The sequence below is a fragment of the Halomonas sp. DP8Y7-3 genome (assembly GCF_019801675.1).
GTDB lineage: Bacteria > Pseudomonadota > Gammaproteobacteria > Pseudomonadales > Halomonadaceae > Halomonas > Halomonas litopenaei_A.
The window spans coordinates 314,800-329,781 of the sequence record NZ_JAHVIO010000014.1 but is presented as its reverse complement, the minus strand read 5'-3'; the positions used below and the strand labels follow the sequence as shown (position 1 = coordinate 329,781).

Sequence of the window (14,982 nt, the reverse complement as noted above, 5' to 3'; positions counted from 1 at the left end):
CAGGCCAGGCGTCAAATGACACCTGCTGCCAGCAGGTCATGCATGTGTAGCGCGCCAACCGGGCGCTGCTGGTCATCCACCACCGCCAGAGCGGTGATGCGACTGTCTTCCATCAGCTTGACGGCTTCCGCCGCCAGGGTGTCGGGACGGATGCGCCGTCCGGGACTGGTCATGACATCGTCCACGCTCAGGGTGCTGAAATCCTGGTGGCGGTCAAGGGTTCGGCGCAGGTCGCCATCGGTATAGACGCCCGCCAGGGTACCGTCATCGGCCACTACGCAGGTGAAACCGAGGCCCTGGCGAGTGATCTCGAGCAGAGCATCTCTGAGCGGTGAGCCAGTCGCCACGACGGGAAGTCTGTCGCCGGTATGCATCAGGTCTGCCACCGTCAGCAGCAGGCGTTTGCCCAGGCTGCCACCGGGGTGGGACAGCGCGAAGTCTTCCGCGGTAAAGCCGCGGGATTCAAGCAGTGCGACGGCCAGGGCGTCACCCAGGGCAAGCGCGGCCGTGGTAGAGGACGTGGGGGCGAGGTCGAGCGGGCAGGCCTCGCGTTCGACGCCGGCATCCAGATGGGCCTCGGCGTGGCGCGCCAGGGTCGACCCGGGCCTGCCGGTCATGCTGATCAGCGGAATGCCCATACGCTTCAATAGAGGCAGCAAGGCGGTAACTTCGGCAGTCTCGCCGGAATTGGACAGCGCCAGGACCACGTCACCTGGGGTGATCATGCCAAGGTCGCCATGGCTGGCTTCACCGGGATGAACAAAGAACGCCGGGGTGCCGGTGCTGGCCAGAGTGGCGGCAATCTTGCCGCCGATGTGGCCGGATTTGCCCATGCCTGTCACCACCACCCGTCCTTGGCAGGCCAGGATCAGCGTGCAGGCGCGCTCAAAGGCCTCATCGAGGCGCTGAATCAACGCATCGACCGCGTCGCGCTCCAGTTCCAGCGTGCGTCGGGCGATAGCGCGAACATTGATGGGTGTCGAGGGCGACGCCCCGTCGGGAAATTTGGTCATGGCCATGATTGTTGCCGTTTACCACCGTTGTCACAAGGGTCAGGCTGTCAGGGAGGTACCCAGCCAGAACAGATAGAAGGCGTAGCTGGCTGCCAGCAGCGCGCCGACGATGCGTCCGACGCGCCCGCGGCGCTGCCACAGCAGGATGGCCGCCAGCGCCAGCGTCAGGCCGAGCATGACCGGAAAGTCGCGCCCCGCGGCGTCAGGGTCGGTGGCCCCCGGTGCCAGCAAGCCAGGTACGGGCAGCACGGCCAGCATGTTGAACAGGTTGGAGCCGATGACATTGCCGATGGCGAGGTCGTGGTGACGCTTCAGGGCGCTGGCAACACAGGCGGCAAGCTCGGGCAGGCTGGTGCCGATAGCGACGACGGTCAGGCCAATGACCAGCTCGCTCACCCCGAAGGAGCGTGCCAGCTCGGTTGCGCCCCAGACCAGCCCGCGGGAGCTGGCGATCATCACCGCCAGGGTCACGACCAGCCAGACAAGGGCCTTGCCCAGCGCCATGCCGGGGATCTCGCCGGCGACGTCCTGTTGCCCTTCGTCTGCGCGAAACAGCCACCAGATGCTGAACACCAGCAGGGCCAGCAGCAGGGCCGCGTCGACGCTGTTCAGCTGGCCATCGGCCAGGGCATAGCCGGCCAGTCCGGTCGCGCCCAGCAGTAGTGGCAGTTCGCGACGAACGATGCTGAAACGCACCGGAATCGGCACGACCAGGGCGGTCACGCCCAGTACCAGCGCGATGTTGGCGATGTTGGAGCCGAGTGCATTGCCGGTAGCAAGGTCAGGCGTGCCATCCAGTGATGCCATCACCGACACGACGATCTCCGGGGCGGAGGTGCCGATGGAGACGATGGTCATGCCGACCAGCATGATGCTCATGCCGGCGCGATACGCGGTTGCAGCGGCCGCGCCAACGAAGCGATCGGCGCTCCATAGCAGGCCAACAAGACCAAGAGCGACAGCGACGAGCGGTAACAACATGCGGACAACCTGATGGTGAATATCGAGGGCGCCCATTGAACCCTGCCAACATCCTGCGCGCAAGCGCGCAGCCGCTGCACTGGCGTGGCATGTTTCAGTTAAGATACGATGTTCGAAAACCGAGCGCATGGCAACGCGCTCTATCATGTTTCCTGGTTCCATGGTCGTGGCGGAGCCCGTCTGCGTTTTGCAGCGAGCGAGGCAGCGGCGTTTGTTTCATGGCGACCATCATTGTTTGGGGACTGCGATGACGGCTTCCTCCTTGGTGGAGGTGGAGAACCTGCATTTCACGCGCGGCGATAGAGATATCTTTCGTGGCGTGGATCTCTCCATTCCCCGCGGCAAGATCACGGCCATCATGGGCCCCAGTGGTACCGGCAAGACCACTCTGCTGAAGTTGATCGGCGGGCAGCTGGCGCCGAGCGCCGGCAGGGTGCTGATCGACGGGCACGATGTGCACCGACTGTCGCGCAAGGATCTGTTCCAGATGCGGCGACGCATGGGCATGCTGTTCCAGAGCGGTGCGCTGTTCTCCGACCTTAGCGTGTTCGAGAACGTGGCGTTTCCCCTGCGCGTGCATACGGATCTTCCGGAGAGCATGGTGCGCGATGTGGTGCTGATGAAGCTCGAAGCGGTCGGGCTGCGTGGTGCTCGCGATCTGATGCCTTCGGAGCTGTCTGGCGGGATGACGCGGCGAGTGGCGCTGGCGCGTGCGGTGGCCCTCGACCCTGAGCTGATTCTGTATGACGAGCCATTCGTCGGTCAGGATCCGATCTCGATGGGTGTGCTAGTTCAGCTTATTCGTCGTCTCAACCAGGCGCTGGGCTTGACCTCGGTGGTGGTCTCCCATGATATCAAGGAGACCTTGTCCATTGCCGATTATGTCTATGTGGTAGCGGACGGAAGAGTCATGGCCCACGGTACGCCCGCTTCTCTGGACGTCGAGCAGGACCCCCGCGTCAGCCAGTTTGTACATGGCGAGCCGGATGGCCCTGTCCCGTTCCATTACCCGGCCAATGATTTCTATGACGATATTCTGGGGCAGGAGGAAGCATGATCGAGCGGATCAGTCGCCTTGGGCGGCGTGGCTGTGACCTGCTCGAGGCAGTGGGCCGGGCAGGGCTATTTCTAGCGCAATCGATGTTTGGCCGTCCCACCATGGGGGGCATCAGTCTGTGGATTGCCCAGGTCTACATGGTCGGTGTGCTGTCGCTGGCGATCATTCTGGTATCTGGCCTGTTTATCGGCATGGTGCTGGCGCTTCAGGGTTACACCATTCTGGTCGACTTTGGCGCGGCGGATGCGCTGGGGCAGATGGTGTCCCTGGCCTTGCTTCGCGAGCTGGCGCCGGTGGTGGCGGCACTGCTGTTTGCGGGACGCGCGGGGTCAGCGTTGACCGCCGAGATCGGCCTGATGAAAGCCACTGAGCAGCTGACCAGCATGGAAATGATCGGCGTCGATCCGCTGCGTAGAATCGTGGCGCCCAGACTGTGGGCTGGCTTTGTCTCGCTGCCGCTGTTGACCATCGGTTTCAGCGTAGTGGGCATTTATGGCGGTTATCTTGTCGGCGTCGAGTGGCTGGGGGTGTTCGAGGGCTCCTATTGGGGCAACATGCAGGCCAGCGTCGGGTTCTTCAACGACATTGGCAACGGCATCGTCAAGAGCCTGATGTTTGCCTTGGTCGTGACCTGGATCGCCGTGTTTCAGGGTTACGACCTGATCCCGACCTCCGAAGGTATCTCGCGGGCGACCACCCGGACCGTAGTGTATTCCTCCCTGGCCGTACTGGGCTTGGATTTCGTGTTGACCGCCGTGATGTTCGGCGGGCTTTCCTGATTTTTCGGAGACTGCCCATGAAGCGCAGCAAGACAATGGAATTGAGTGTTGGCCTGTTCATGCTGGCCGGCATATTGGGCCTGGTGTTCCTGGGGCTCAAGGTCAGCGGGCTCGACCTGCAGCGCGCCGACGACACCTTCGAGCTACGTGCCAACTTCGCCAACATCGGCGGTCTCAAGCCGCGGGCGCGGGTGACCATGGCGGGCGTTACCGTGGGTCGGGTCGAGAGCATTGACCTGAATACCGAGTGGTATGACGCCGAAGTCGTGATGTCTCTCGATAACGAACTTTCCGGCATGCTGCCGGACGACAGCACGGCCGCCATCTTGACGTCCGGCCTGCTGGGCGAGCAGTACATCGGTTTGTCCGTCGGCGGATCGCCGGAGATGATCGAGGACGGCGGTGTCGTGCGAGACACTCAGTCCGCGCTGGTGCTAGAGGAACTCATACAGCAATTCGTGTCCAACCTGACGAAAGACTGATCCGGCAGTTTCCGGACTGACAAGGAGGCTTCAATGACCCGTTCTCTGCACGCCATGGTTCAGCTGCGGCGCTGGATGGTAGCGCTGATGATGGTGCTGGTCAGCTTGCCCGCTCTGGCCCAGCAATCTCCCGAGCAAATGATTCGCGACAGCATCGATGGCTTGATGGGCAAGATCGATGGCCGTGAGTCGTATTACATGGAGCACCCTCAGGAGCTCAAGCAGGTGGTGGACGATAGCCTGCGCGGTGTTGCCGACTTTCGCTACATCGGCGCCAGCGTGATGGGGAGGTACTTCAACAACGCCACCCCGCAGCAGCGCTCTCGCTTCGTCGACGTCTTCAAGCAGACGCTGCTGGATACTTATGCCAAGGGCCTGGTGACGTTCGAGTATGACTCCATTCGGGTGCTCGACAACCAGTCGGCGGCTCGCTACGAGGATCAGGCCAGCGTCGACATGGAGGTGGTGGCGACAGATGGCACGGTTTACCCGGTCAGCTATACGCTGCGTCAGTCCAACGGCAAGTGGCAGGTGGTCAATGTGATCGTCAATGGCATCAACCTGGGCCTGACATTCCGCAATCAGTTTGACCAGGCGATGCGCCAGTACAACCGCGACTACGACGCAGTCATCAACAACTGGAGCCCCGACGTGGGTGTCGACGAGCTGGAGCGTGGTGCGTGAGCGTATTGATCGAAGTGGCGTCGGCCCGGTTGCTTGAGGACGAAGGCACCCTGAGGGTCTGCGGCAAGGTCAACTTCGAAGGCGCTGCCGAAATGGCGGAAGCAGGGCGTGAGTGGCTCGAAGAGCGGACGCCGGGCTCCCCTGTGTGTCTCGACCTCAGTGAGGTCGAGCACGTGTCCAGCGCCGCGCTGACGATGATGCTCGAATGGGCGCGAACCATGCGTCGCGCAGGACTGTCGTTGAACAGCATCAAGCTGTCGCCTCCGCTATGGCAGTTGACGGAGCTTGCGGGACTCGACGATCTGTTGCCATCGACCTGCGCACGCGCCTGACCGCTGTCGTCACTATCGTGCATGCCGCGCCCCCGAATGCGATGCGTATTCGGGGGCGCGCTGCTTTCGGGAGTCATCAGCGACAGGCCCCGTCGTGCCGTAGCCGGCTTGACCGCGGGCGGCACGTACCGAGCCTGGGGAAAGTGTTTACGTCATCGCCAAGCGCGTCGCTTTTCTTTACCATATGCCCTTTGTGTTTTTTCGGGCGCGGCGCACCCTCGTCGGCGCACCGTGTCTTACGCCAGTTGAAGGAGCAGGGGCATGCAACCCAGCGACGTTAAAGCGCTGCTCGAGAGCCGAGTCGACGGCTGCGAATTTCATATCCAAGGTGAAGGCTGCAACTTTCAGGTCATCGCCGTGGGCGAACGCTTCGCCGGACTGACGCCGGTCAAGCGTCAGCAGGTTATCTACGGCGCATTGTCAGAGGAAATTGCCTCTGGTGCCCTTCACGCCGTCAGTATCAAGACGTTTACCCCTTCCCAGTGGCAATCGGCCGCTGAGAACACTGGAGCCTGATGGTAGCGCCCGCATGGACAAATTGATCATTACCGGCAACGGACCCGCCGAGGGCGATGTCTGGGCCAGCGGTGCCAAGAACGCGGCTCTGCCGATTCTGTGTGCCACCTTGCTTTCCGAAGAGCCGGTAACCATCGGCAATCTTCCTCATCTTCAGGACATCACGACCACGCTCGAGCTGCTTGGCCATATGGGCGTGCAGGCCGTGATGGGCGAGAAGATGTGTATTCAGCTCAATGGGGCTCAGGTCAGCGATTGTCATGCGCCCTATGAGCTGGTCAAGAAGATGCGTGCATCGATTCTGGTGCTGGGTCCGCTACTGGCCCACTTCGGCAAGGCGGATGTGTCGCTGCCAGGTGGCTGTGCGATCGGCTCGCGTCCGGTGGATCTGCATATTCGTGGCCTGGAAGCCATGGGTGCCGACATTCGGGTCGAGGGCGGCTACATTCGCGCCAGCAGTGATGGACGGCTGAAGGGTGCCACCATCTTTTTCGATGTGGTCACCGTCACCGGCACCGAGAACCTGTTGATGGCGGCGACGCTGGCCGAAGGTACCACCATTCTGGAGAACGCCGCCAAGGAACCCGAGGTGGTGGATCTTGCCGAGTGCTTGATCAAGATGGGTGCGCGTATCCGTGGTCATGGAACCGACACCATCGTGATCGAAGGTGTCGAGCGCTTGCACGGGGCGCATCATGATGTGATGCCTGACCGTATCGAGACCGGAACCTTCCTGGTGGCAGCGGCGTTGAGCCGAGGTCGCGTCAGGGTCCGGCGTACCCGTGCGGACATCCTCGAGGCGGTGCTGGCCAAGCTTGAAGAAGCCGGTGCCAAGATCACCACCGGGGACGACTGGATCGAGCTGGACATGCAGGGGCGGCGACCGCGAGCCGTCAATATCCGCACCGCGCCTTACCCGGCCTTTCCCACCGACATGCAGGCCCAGTTCGTGGCCATGAATGCCGTCGCAGAGGGTTCCTCGCGGGTGGTGGAGACGATCTTTGAAAATCGCTTCATGCACGTACAGGAACTGAACCGCATGGGCGCGAACATCGCCCTTGAGGGAAATACCGCGGTGATCACCGGCGTCGAACGTCTGTCTGGCGCCCCGGTAATGGCCACCGACCTGCGCGCCTCGGCGTCGTTGGTCATCGCTGCGATGATGGCAGAAGGTGAGACCCTGGTGGACCGGATCTACCACATCGACCGCGGCTATGAGTGCATCGAGGAAAAGTTGCATCTTCTGGGTGCACGCATCAAGCGCGTTCCAGGTTAAATGCGTTGGCGGGGGCGTCCCCGCCCCACGCGCGACACGCCACCTCGACATCCATCCCGACAACCGGGCGAGATCATGAGTAAGCAATTGATAGTGGCGCTCTCCAAGGGGCGCATCCTCGACGAGACCCTGCCGTTGCTGGCCGATGCGGGCATTCGTCCGGCGGAAGACCTGCGCAAGAGCCGTAAGCTGTTGTTCGACACCAACCTGCCGGACGTCAAGCTGGTGGTGATTCGAGCCACCGACGTGCCGACCTATGTCCAGCTAGGGGCTGCCGACCTTGGCGTCGCCGGCAAGGATGTGCTGCTTGAGCATGGTGCGGAGGGGTTGTACGAGCCGCTGGACTTGAACATTGCGCGCTGCAAGCTGATGACGGCAGGCATTCAGGGGGCTGAGCCGGCTCGGGCCAGGCGCCGGGTGGCGACGAAATTCGTCAATGTGGCGCGACGTTACTATGCCGAGCAGGGTATCCAGGCAGAGGTGATCAAGCTTTACGGGGCGATGGAGCTGGCGCCGCTGATGAACCTTGCCGACGAAATCGTCGATATCGTCGATACCGGCAATACCCTGCGTGCCAACGGCATGGAGCCCAGGGAGCTGATGGCGCATATCAGCACCCGTTTGGTGGTGAACCAGGCCTCGATGACGATCAAGCATGATCGGATCAAGCCGTTGATCAAGCGCCTGAGTGATGCGGTGGACGCGCGTCGGCAAGCCGCTGGCTGATCGGCGGGCTTGAGCGCCGGGATCAGGTGGTATGCCCCTGCTGATACGGTGGCAAGTGACGTGATAAAGCGTGACACGAAGGCGGGTGAGAGAAGGTGGTTGGACAAGACTGCGGAGATGACCAGATGGCCCAGCAAGCGCCGATAGTGGCAAGACTTTCGACCAGTGATGGCGATTTCACAGCGCGGCTTTCCGAGCTGCTGGCGTGGGAGGGGGTATCCGACCATCAGGTGCAGCAGACGGTCAGCGATATCATCGCCCAGGTACGCGAACAGGGTGATGAGGCGCTGGTAGAGCTCAGTCGGCGCCTGGATCGTCTCGAGGTGTCGAGCATGTCTGAGTTGCTGCTCGGGCCGGACCGCTTGCAGGCGGCCTACGACGGCCTGGAGAGCACTCAGCGAGATGCGTTGACCACCGCCGCTGAGCGCATCCGCCGCTATCATGAGCGCCAGAAGCCAGAGTCGTGGCAGTACACCGAAGCCGATGGCACCGTGCTGGGGCAGAAAGTCACTCCGCTGGATCGTGCTGGCGTCTACGTGCCTGGTGGCAAGGCAGCGTATCCCTCATCGGTGTTGATGAATGCGGTGCCTGCCAAGGTGGCGGGTGTGGGCGAAATCGTCATGGTCGTTCCTACCCCGGATGGCGTGGTCAATGACCTGGTGCTGGCAGCTGCCCATCTTGCTGGGGTCGACAAGGTGTTTACCCTGGGTGGCGCCCAGGCGGTGGCTGCGCTGGCCTACGGCACGGCCAGCGTGCCCAGGGTCGACAAGATTGTCGGGCCAGGCAACATCTATGTCGCCACCGCCAAGCGCGCGGTGTTCGGGCAGGTCGGCATCGACATGATCGCTGGCCCGTCGGAAATCCTGATCGTCTCGGATGGCAAGACGGACCCGGAGTGGCTGGCCATGGATCTGTTTTCCCAGGCCGAGCACGACGAGATTGCACAGGCGATTCTGGTCAGCTGGGACGAACAGCACCTGGCCGAGGTAGAGCAGGCCATGCAGCGCTTGCTGCCCACCCTGGAGCGGGAAGAGATTGCCAGGGCGTCTCTGGCCAACCGCGGTGCGCTGATTGCCTGTCGTGATGAGGCGGAAGCGATTGAGCTGATCAACCGCATTGCCCCCGAACACCTTGAGCTGTCGGTGGAGAAGCCGGAGCTGATGGTCGACCAGGTGCGGCATGCCGGGGCGATCTTCATGGGACGTCACACGGCAGAAGCGCTGGGAGATTACTGTGCTGGCCCCAATCACGTGCTGCCTACCTCCGGCACGGCCCGCTTCTCCTCGCCGCTAGGGGTCTACGACTTCCAGAAGCGGTCGTCTCTGATCCAGTGCTCGCCAGAAGGGGCGTCAGTACTCGGTGAGACGGCGTCGGTGCTGGCCCGGGGCGAGTCGCTGACGGCTCACGCGCGCTCGGCAGAGTATCGCATCAAGCGCTGATCCTGGCGTCCAGGAGGACGCTGCTCTGCTTGGTGGTAGAACGCAAAAGGCCCGGAATTTCCGGGCCTTTTGTGTTCTTGGGCGTTGTTGCCTGGGCGTTGTGGTCAGAGCTTTTTATCAACGTCTTGTTGTCATCGCTTTGGAGGGGGCAGGGCGCCCTGGGCAGACGCTGGGGCTGTTCCAGGGGCGGTCCGCGCGGTTCTCCACAACGAATTTTCTACAGCGGCCTTTCCACGGCGGCCTTTCCACGACGGGCCTGGAGACTGCCCGCACTGGAGGTTCAGAGAACAGAGGGGTGCCGGCAAGCCCCTGTCAGTTGTCGGTGGCGGTTTCCTCATCCTGCAAGGCCTGTGACTGTGGTGTGGGGCGCTCGCCGACTTCCAGCGTGACGTTCAGTCGCTGACCCTTGCGTGCGACGCTGACGCTGAGTTCGGTTCCCGGTGCAACGGCGGCGATATCGCTCATGGTCCGCCGGGGGTCGATAACGGCGCGTCCGTCGACCTCCAGCAGCACATCCCCGGGCTTGAGACCCGCCTGATCGGCAGGGCCGTCGGAGACGACGCCGGCGATGATGACCCCAGCGGGAACCTGCAGTCCAAAGGAGGTCGCCAGCTCCTGGTTGAGCTCCTGGGCCTCGATGCCGAGCCAGCCGCGGATCACGCGACCGTGGGTCACCAACTCATCCAGGATGCTGCGTGCCAGGTTGGCAGGGATAGCGAAGCCGATGCCCTGGGAGCCTCCGGAACGCGAAAAGATGGCGGTGTTGATGCCGACCAGTGCTCCTTCAGGATTGACCAGGGCACCCCCGGAGTTTCCTGGATTGATAGCCGCGTCGGTCTGAATGAAATCCTCGTAGGCATTGAGCCCCAGATGACTGCGTCCTGTGGCACTGATGATGCCCATGGTAACGGTCTGGCCTACTCCAAAGGGATTGCCGATCGCCAATGAAACATCGCCCACCGCCACTTGGCGCGAGTCGGTCAGCTCGATCACGGGCAAATCGTCGAGATCGATCTTGAGCACCGCCAGGTCGCTTTCCGGGTCGGTGCCAATGACCTGGGCCAGTGTCTCGCGGCCATCGCGCAGGGCCACCTGTACCTGGTCCGCGCCGCTGATGACGTGGTGGTTGGTCAGGACGTAGCCGTCGGCGCTGACGATAACGCCAGAACCCAGGCTCGACAGCATGCGCTGACGGGAAGGGACGTCATTGTTGCCGAAGAACTGACGGAAGAAGGGGTCCGACATGAGAGGGTGTGTGTCGCGCTCGACCACCCGGGACGAATACACATTGACCACCGCGGGCGCCGCTTTTTCGACCGCCTCGGCGTAGCTTACCGGACCGCCCTCGCGGCTGAGGGGCGCTGCCTCGCGCACTTCCGGCGCGGGCCGCGGGGACGTCGTCGGCTCGACCGAGAGGGGTTGTTCGGGTGGGGTCAGTACCGGCGGCGATGTCAGCGTGGAGGGCGTGCGGCCCAGTCTCTCCGGGAAGGCATTGATCAGCACAATGGCCAGGAGGATGCCGGTGAGGACTGGCCAGAAATAGAGGGAAAGGGTGCGTCGCATGCGGCGGAGGTCCTTGTTTGGCGGTCGCGGGCTGGCGAGGCGGTGCGTACAATGTGCGGCATTGTAGCATCGCTGAGGTGATGCTTGTCTGGACCTGCTTCAGGAGAACCTGCATGACGCAACGTGATGAGCTGGTGGCGGCCTGTGACCAGCTGCTGAATGTGTCCCGCTTCAAGGACTACACGGAGAATGGCCTGCAGGTCGAGGGCCGTGCCAGCGTTACCCGGGTCATGTCAGGCGTGACCGCATCCCAGGCGCTGGTCGACGAAGCAGTGCGCTGGCAGGCAGATGTGCTGCTGGTGCATCACGGCTACTTCTGGAAGAACGAGCCGGTGGCGATTACCGGCATGAAGCGCAAGCGGTTGGGTGCGCTGCTGGGCAGTGACATCAATCTGCTGGCGTATCACCTGCCGTTGGACGCTCACCCTGAGCTTGGCAATAACGCCATGTTGGCGCACCGACTCGGCCTTAGCGTGGCGGGTACCCTTGATGCCCCCATGGGGGAAGGGTTGCTGTGGCACGGGCAATTGAAGCGTCCGTCGACGATCGCTGAGCTGGCTGGGGCAGTAGGTCAGGCGTTGGCGCGGGAGCCCTTGTTGGTCGAGGCACCGTCCCAGGCGCCGGTCAGTCGGGTCGCCTGGTGCACCGGTGGTGCGCAGGACATGATTGCTCAGGCAGCGGCGGCGGGGGCCGAGGTCTTTATCTCGGGTGAGATCTCCGAAAGAACCACGCATATGGCCCGAGAGTTGGGTATCCACTACTTGGCGGCAGGCCACCATGCCACCGAGCGTTATGGGGTCGAGGCGCTTGGGGAGTGGCTGAAGCAGCGCTTCGGGGTGGAGCACCGCTTTGTGGATATCGACAATCCTGCCTGACTCCATGTCGTAACAGGAAAGATAGCAAGGGCTGCGCTATATAAGCGTCTGGGCGGACCATGTGGTGCGGGCCCGGCGTCACCCTCGGCTGATGTCGACAGCCCTACGCAAGAGCCCGCATTATGCGGGCTCTTGCTGTTATGCGGGCGGGAGTGCGGTTAGCAGCTAGGGTCAGAAACGAGGCGGACGCGGCTCGTCCTCATTGGCGCTGCGCAGGCCGAAGTCTTCGGACAGTGTGCCACGGTTGCCGTCGGCGTAATCGCGAGGAATCGATAGATCTTCCTCGGCGGCAGCGGTGGGCTGCACGGTGTTCTCCTGGCTGATGGCCGTGCTGCCCAGCTGTTGGGCGGAGTCATGCAGCTGGCGGTTGAGTGCCTGTGCGTCCTGGCAGACTTTTTGTGTCAGCTGCTCCATGCGCTGAAGGTGCTCATCAACACCGTCCTTCCACTCGGTCAGCTGGCGTTCGCGTTCGGTCAGCTTGAGGCGCATGCGCTGGGCGCTTCGGGCGCCACCATTGAGCAGGTGGTAACCCAGTGCGCCGAGGCCGATGCCTGCCACCAGGCAAGCCGCTGCCAGGATCATGTTGAGGTTGCTTGGTTCCACTTGGTTCTCCCTGAGCACTTTCTGACGGCCGGGCGTCTCGCCCCGGGCGTCGGGCCATTATAGAGGCTTTGTCTCATAAAGGGTCAATGCCGTGTCCTGACCGTGGGCCCCGCCTGGGTGGTTACTCTCAGCACGGCGGTCCTGCCATTCTGTCGTGGTCTGCGTATAATGCGGCTCCGAACTTGTTGACAGCCAGGACGCTACATGAGCTCTTCTGTGTCGAGCGCAGGCCGCCCAGAAACCCCGCAGGAACGCTATCAGCGTGACCTGCAGCGCGCTGATTTTACCGAAGACGCCGCCCAGGCCAACGCAGTGGCGCAGCTGCAGCGGCTGTATGACGAGCTGGTCGCGGCGCCGACACCGCGAGCACCTCAAGCGGTGCAGCGAGGTCTGACATCGCGTCTAAAGGGGTTGTTCGGGCGTGACCAGGCGCCGGAGAAGCCGCCGGTGCCCGACATTCGCGGCCTGTACTTCTGGGGAGGCGTCGGCCGCGGCAAGACGTATCTCGTCGATACGTTTTATGAGGCCTTGCCCTTTCCGCAAAAGATGCGGACGCATTTCCACCGGTTCATGCAGCGCGTCCACAACGAACTCGACCATTGCAAGGGCGAGAAGAACCCGCTGCGGTTGGTCGCCGGCAAGTTCGCGGAAGAGGCGCGAGTGATCTGCTTTGATGAGTTCTTCGTCAAGGACATTACCGATGCGATGATTCTGGCGAATTTGCTGGAGGCGCTGTTTGAGCGGGGGGTGGTGTTGGTGGCCACGTCCAACATCGTCCCTGATGACTTGTACAAGGACGGCTTGCAGCGGGCCCGTTTCCTGCCGGCGATCGACTTGCTCAATCGCCACTGTGAGGTGGTCAATGTCGATTCAGGCGTGGACTACCGTCTGCGTGCGCTGGAGCGGGCCGAGATCTTCCATCATCCCCTGGACGATGCGGCAGATCAGGAGCTTGAGCGCAGCTTTCGCGAGATCGCAGGCCAGGAGGGCGAGCATCAGGTGCCCGTCGAGGTCAATCATCGGGTTCTGCATGCCCGTCGTCTTCACGAGGACGTTGTCTGGTTCGACTTCCTCGAGCTATGCGACGGACCGCGCAGTCAGAACGATTACATCGAGCTGGCGCGCGAGTTCCATACGGTGCTGGTGTCCTGTGTGCGCAAGATGGACGGTGCCACCGATGATCAGGCACGCCGGTTTATCAACATGGTCGACGAGTTCTATGATCGCGGCGTGAAGCTGCTGATGTCGGCTGAGGTGGAGGCCGAAGCGCTGTATCACGGGGGTAAGCTCGAGTTCGAATTTGAGCGAACGCTGTCGCGGCTGCAGGAAATGCAGTCACGGGAGTATCTGGCCTTGCCGCACAAGCCGTGAGCCACCGCCGTCGGCTGTCAGGAAAAGACCCCACTGGAGAAACAGAGGGTGACGTCGAGCGTGTGGTTGTGTAGAATGCGCGCTCGCTCGACCGTTGTGCCGACACCCCGATGGGTTGTGGTGTCGGGCAACCAAGAAAAATAGGGATGATCTCTGCACGGTGCTGCCTGGTATCGCGAGTATTCAAGCGCTATCAGGAGAAGGGCCGGGAGATCCAACACATCGAATTGGTGATTTCATCCATGAAGACGTTCAGTGCTAAGCCGCAGTCCGTCCAGCGCGACTGGTATGTCGTCGATGCCGCGGACAAGACGCTCGGTCGTCTGGCTACCGAAATTGCTCGCCGCCTGCGTGGCAAGCACAAGCCGGAATACACTCCCCATGTGGACACCGGTGACTACATCGTCGTCATCAACGCCGAGAAGGTGAAGGTGACTGGCAACAAGGCCAGCGACAAGATGTACCACCGTCACACCGGTTACCCGGGTGGCCTGCGCTCCATGACCTTCAATCAGCTGATCGACCACGCTCCTGAGCGTGTCATCGAAGGCGCCGTCAAGGGCATGCTGCCGAAGGGCCCGCTGGGTCGTGCCATGCACGCCAAGCTCAAGGTCTACGCCGGTTCCGAACATCCGCACGCTGCCCAGCAGCCGCAAGAACTGAACATCTGAGGGAATCTTCGCCATGACACAGCAGTATTACGGTACCGGGCGCCGCAAGACCTCTACCGCGCGCGTCTTCCTGAAGCCGGGCACCGGCAAGATCACCGTCAACAGCCGTGACCTGAACGAATACTTCGGCCGTGTTACCGGTCGCATGGTGGTTCGTCAGCCGCTGGAACTGACCGAGACTCTCGAGCAGTTCGACGTCTACGTCACCGTCAAGGGCGGCGGCGGCAGTGCCCAGGCTGGCGCTATCCGTCACGGCATTACCCGTGCCCTGATGCAGTACAACGAAGACTTCCGCAAGCCGCTGCGCGCAGCTGGCTACGTCACTCGTGACGCACGTGAAGTCGAGCGTAAGAAGGTCGGTCTGCGCAAGGCGCGTCGTCGCCCGCAGTTCTCCAAGCGTTAATCGATACGCTTGCCGATCGCACGGCGCCCGGGCCATTGGCCCGGGCGCTGTCGTTTTCGGATGCGGTTTTTGCGCGTGTGCGCGTGGCGTCTACGTCGGTAGCGAGCCCGAGTTCGGTCCCAGGGGCTGTCGCTCCGTGCGTTTCTCGTGTCCTCTCTGCGTCTCCCGCTTCTTGTAGATCTTCTTGTGCTTCTTCTTGTGTCTCTTCCTT

General features: G+C 62.4%; 17 protein-coding genes. 13 read left to right on the top strand and 4 right to left on the bottom strand.

Annotated features, from left to right (window positions below; genetic code table 11):
* Nucleotides 1–11: 11 nt before the first annotated feature.
* Nucleotides 12–1,019: a KpsF/GutQ family sugar-phosphate isomerase gene (locus KUV86_RS16010; protein ID WP_374107028.1), complete on the bottom strand. Its 1,008-nt coding sequence runs from the start codon at nt 1,017–1,019 to the stop codon at nt 12–14.
* A gap of 33 nt (nt 1,020–1,052) precedes the next feature.
* Nucleotides 1,053–1,994, bottom strand: a complete 942-nt coding sequence (locus tag KUV86_RS16005) for a calcium/sodium antiporter (RefSeq protein ID WP_206937222.1) — start codon at nt 1,992–1,994, stop codon at nt 1,053–1,055.
* Nucleotides 1,995–2,241: 247 nt separating this feature from the next.
* Here KUV86_RS16005 and KUV86_RS16000 point away from each other — a divergent pair, with 247 nt between their 5' ends.
* The 9 genes from KUV86_RS16000 (at nt 2,242) to hisD (ending at nt 9,285) form a co-directional block, all read left to right on the top strand.
* Nucleotides 2,242–3,051, top strand: a complete 810-nt coding sequence (locus tag KUV86_RS16000) for an ABC transporter ATP-binding protein (protein ID WP_206937225.1) — start codon at nt 2,242–2,244, stop codon at nt 3,049–3,051.
* Complete coding sequence (gene mlaE / locus KUV86_RS15995; protein WP_206937228.1) at nt 3,048–3,830, top strand: lipid asymmetry maintenance ABC transporter permease subunit MlaE; 783 nt, start codon at nt 3,048–3,050, stop codon at nt 3,828–3,830. Before KUV86_RS16000 ends, mlaE begins: the two co-directional genes overlap by 4 nt.
* 17 nt (nt 3,831–3,847) lie before the next feature.
* Nucleotides 3,848–4,312, top strand: a complete 465-nt coding sequence (gene mlaD, locus KUV86_RS15990) for an outer membrane lipid asymmetry maintenance protein MlaD (protein WP_206937232.1) — start codon at nt 3,848–3,850, stop codon at nt 4,310–4,312.
* Between the two features lie 33 nt (nt 4,313–4,345).
* The gene (locus KUV86_RS15985; protein ID WP_222162998.1) at nt 4,346–4,996 is read left to right on the top strand and encodes a phospholipid-binding protein MlaC; all 651 of its coding nucleotides are present in this window, start codon (nt 4,346–4,348) and stop codon (nt 4,994–4,996) included.
* Nucleotides 4,993–5,328 (top strand): lipid asymmetry maintenance protein MlaB, encoded by a 336-nt coding sequence (locus KUV86_RS15980; protein ID WP_222485555.1) that lies wholly within the window; start codon nt 4,993–4,995, stop codon nt 5,326–5,328. Before KUV86_RS15985 ends, KUV86_RS15980 begins: the two co-directional genes overlap by 4 nt.
* A gap of 261 nt (nt 5,329–5,589) precedes the next feature.
* Complete coding sequence (locus tag KUV86_RS15975) at nt 5,590–5,844, top strand: BolA family protein (protein WP_206937239.1); 255 nt, start codon at nt 5,590–5,592, stop codon at nt 5,842–5,844.
* A gap of 13 nt (nt 5,845–5,857) precedes the next feature.
* Nucleotides 5,858–7,120, top strand: coding sequence for a UDP-N-acetylglucosamine 1-carboxyvinyltransferase (murA, locus tag KUV86_RS15970; protein ID WP_206937242.1), 1,263 nt, complete (start codon nt 5,858–5,860; stop codon nt 7,118–7,120).
* A gap of 75 nt (nt 7,121–7,195) precedes the next feature.
* A complete protein-coding gene (gene hisG, locus KUV86_RS15965; protein WP_206937245.1) occupies nt 7,196–7,846 on the top strand; it encodes an ATP phosphoribosyltransferase in 651 nt (216 codons plus the stop codon).
* 125 nt (nt 7,847–7,971) lie between these two features.
* A complete protein-coding gene (gene hisD, locus KUV86_RS15960) occupies nt 7,972–9,285 on the top strand; it encodes a histidinol dehydrogenase (protein WP_222485553.1) in 1,314 nt (437 codons plus the stop codon).
* A 312-nt stretch (nt 9,286–9,597) separates the two neighbouring features.
* Here hisD and KUV86_RS15955 read toward each other — a convergent pair whose 3' ends face one another.
* Complete coding sequence (locus tag KUV86_RS15955) at nt 9,598–10,848, bottom strand: Do family serine endopeptidase (RefSeq protein ID WP_222485551.1); 1,251 nt, start codon at nt 10,846–10,848, stop codon at nt 9,598–9,600.
* A gap of 113 nt (nt 10,849–10,961) precedes the next feature.
* Between KUV86_RS15955 and KUV86_RS15950 the strand changes: the two genes are divergently transcribed.
* Complete coding sequence (locus KUV86_RS15950; protein WP_206937261.1) at nt 10,962–11,723, top strand: Nif3-like dinuclear metal center hexameric protein; 762 nt, start codon at nt 10,962–10,964, stop codon at nt 11,721–11,723.
* Between the two features lie 171 nt (nt 11,724–11,894).
* Here KUV86_RS15950 and KUV86_RS15945 read toward each other — a convergent pair whose 3' ends face one another.
* On the bottom strand, nt 11,895–12,326 hold the full coding sequence (locus KUV86_RS15945; RefSeq protein ID WP_206937263.1) for a YhcB family protein: 432 nt from the start codon (nt 12,324–12,326) through the stop codon (nt 11,895–11,897).
* Nucleotides 12,327–12,530: 204 nt separating this feature from the next.
* On the opposite strand from KUV86_RS15945, the gene zapE reads away from it, so the two are divergent.
* From zapE to rpsI, 3 genes are all read left to right on the top strand, one after another.
* Complete coding sequence (zapE, locus tag KUV86_RS15940; RefSeq protein ID WP_222485549.1) at nt 12,531–13,697, top strand: cell division protein ZapE; 1,167 nt, start codon at nt 12,531–12,533, stop codon at nt 13,695–13,697.
* Nucleotides 13,698–13,939: 242 nt separating this feature from the next.
* On the top strand, nt 13,940–14,368 hold the full coding sequence (gene rplM / locus KUV86_RS15935) for a 50S ribosomal protein L13 (protein WP_206939133.1): 429 nt from the start codon (nt 13,940–13,942) through the stop codon (nt 14,366–14,368).
* 13 nt (nt 14,369–14,381) lie between these two features.
* Nucleotides 14,382–14,771, top strand: coding sequence for a 30S ribosomal protein S9 (rpsI, locus tag KUV86_RS15930; RefSeq protein WP_206937268.1), 390 nt, complete (start codon nt 14,382–14,384; stop codon nt 14,769–14,771).
* Nucleotides 14,772–14,982 lie beyond the last annotated feature (211 nt).

Coding starts and splice junctions, on each gene's coding strand:
- KUV86_RS16010 (WP_374107028.1), bottom strand. CDS start 1,019: ATGGCCATGACCAAATTTCCCGACGGGGCGTCGCCCTCGACACCCATC.
- KUV86_RS16005 (WP_206937222.1), bottom strand. CDS start 1,994: ATGTTGTTACCGCTCGTCGCTGTCGCTCTTGGTCTTGTTGGCCTGCTA.
- KUV86_RS16000 (WP_206937225.1), top strand. CDS start 2,242: ATGACGGCTTCCTCCTTGGTGGAGGTGGAGAACCTGCATTTCACGCGC.
- mlaE (WP_206937228.1), top strand. CDS start 3,048: ATGATCGAGCGGATCAGTCGCCTTGGGCGGCGTGGCTGTGACCTGCTC.
- mlaD (WP_206937232.1), top strand. CDS start 3,848: ATGAAGCGCAGCAAGACAATGGAATTGAGTGTTGGCCTGTTCATGCTG.
- KUV86_RS15985 (WP_222162998.1), top strand. CDS start 4,346: ATGACCCGTTCTCTGCACGCCATGGTTCAGCTGCGGCGCTGGATGGTA.
- KUV86_RS15975 (WP_206937239.1), top strand. CDS start 5,590: ATGCAACCCAGCGACGTTAAAGCGCTGCTCGAGAGCCGAGTCGACGGC.
- murA (WP_206937242.1), top strand. CDS start 5,858: ATGGACAAATTGATCATTACCGGCAACGGACCCGCCGAGGGCGATGTC.
- hisG (WP_206937245.1), top strand. CDS start 7,196: ATGAGTAAGCAATTGATAGTGGCGCTCTCCAAGGGGCGCATCCTCGAC.
- hisD (WP_222485553.1), top strand. CDS start 7,972: ATGGCCCAGCAAGCGCCGATAGTGGCAAGACTTTCGACCAGTGATGGC.
- KUV86_RS15955 (WP_222485551.1), bottom strand. CDS start 10,848: ATGCGACGCACCCTTTCCCTCTATTTCTGGCCAGTCCTCACCGGCATC.
- KUV86_RS15950 (WP_206937261.1), top strand. CDS start 10,962: ATGACGCAACGTGATGAGCTGGTGGCGGCCTGTGACCAGCTGCTGAAT.
- zapE (WP_222485549.1), top strand. CDS start 12,531: ATGAGCTCTTCTGTGTCGAGCGCAGGCCGCCCAGAAACCCCGCAGGAA.
- rplM (WP_206939133.1), top strand. CDS start 13,940: ATGAAGACGTTCAGTGCTAAGCCGCAGTCCGTCCAGCGCGACTGGTAT.
- rpsI (WP_206937268.1), top strand. CDS start 14,382: ATGACACAGCAGTATTACGGTACCGGGCGCCGCAAGACCTCTACCGCG.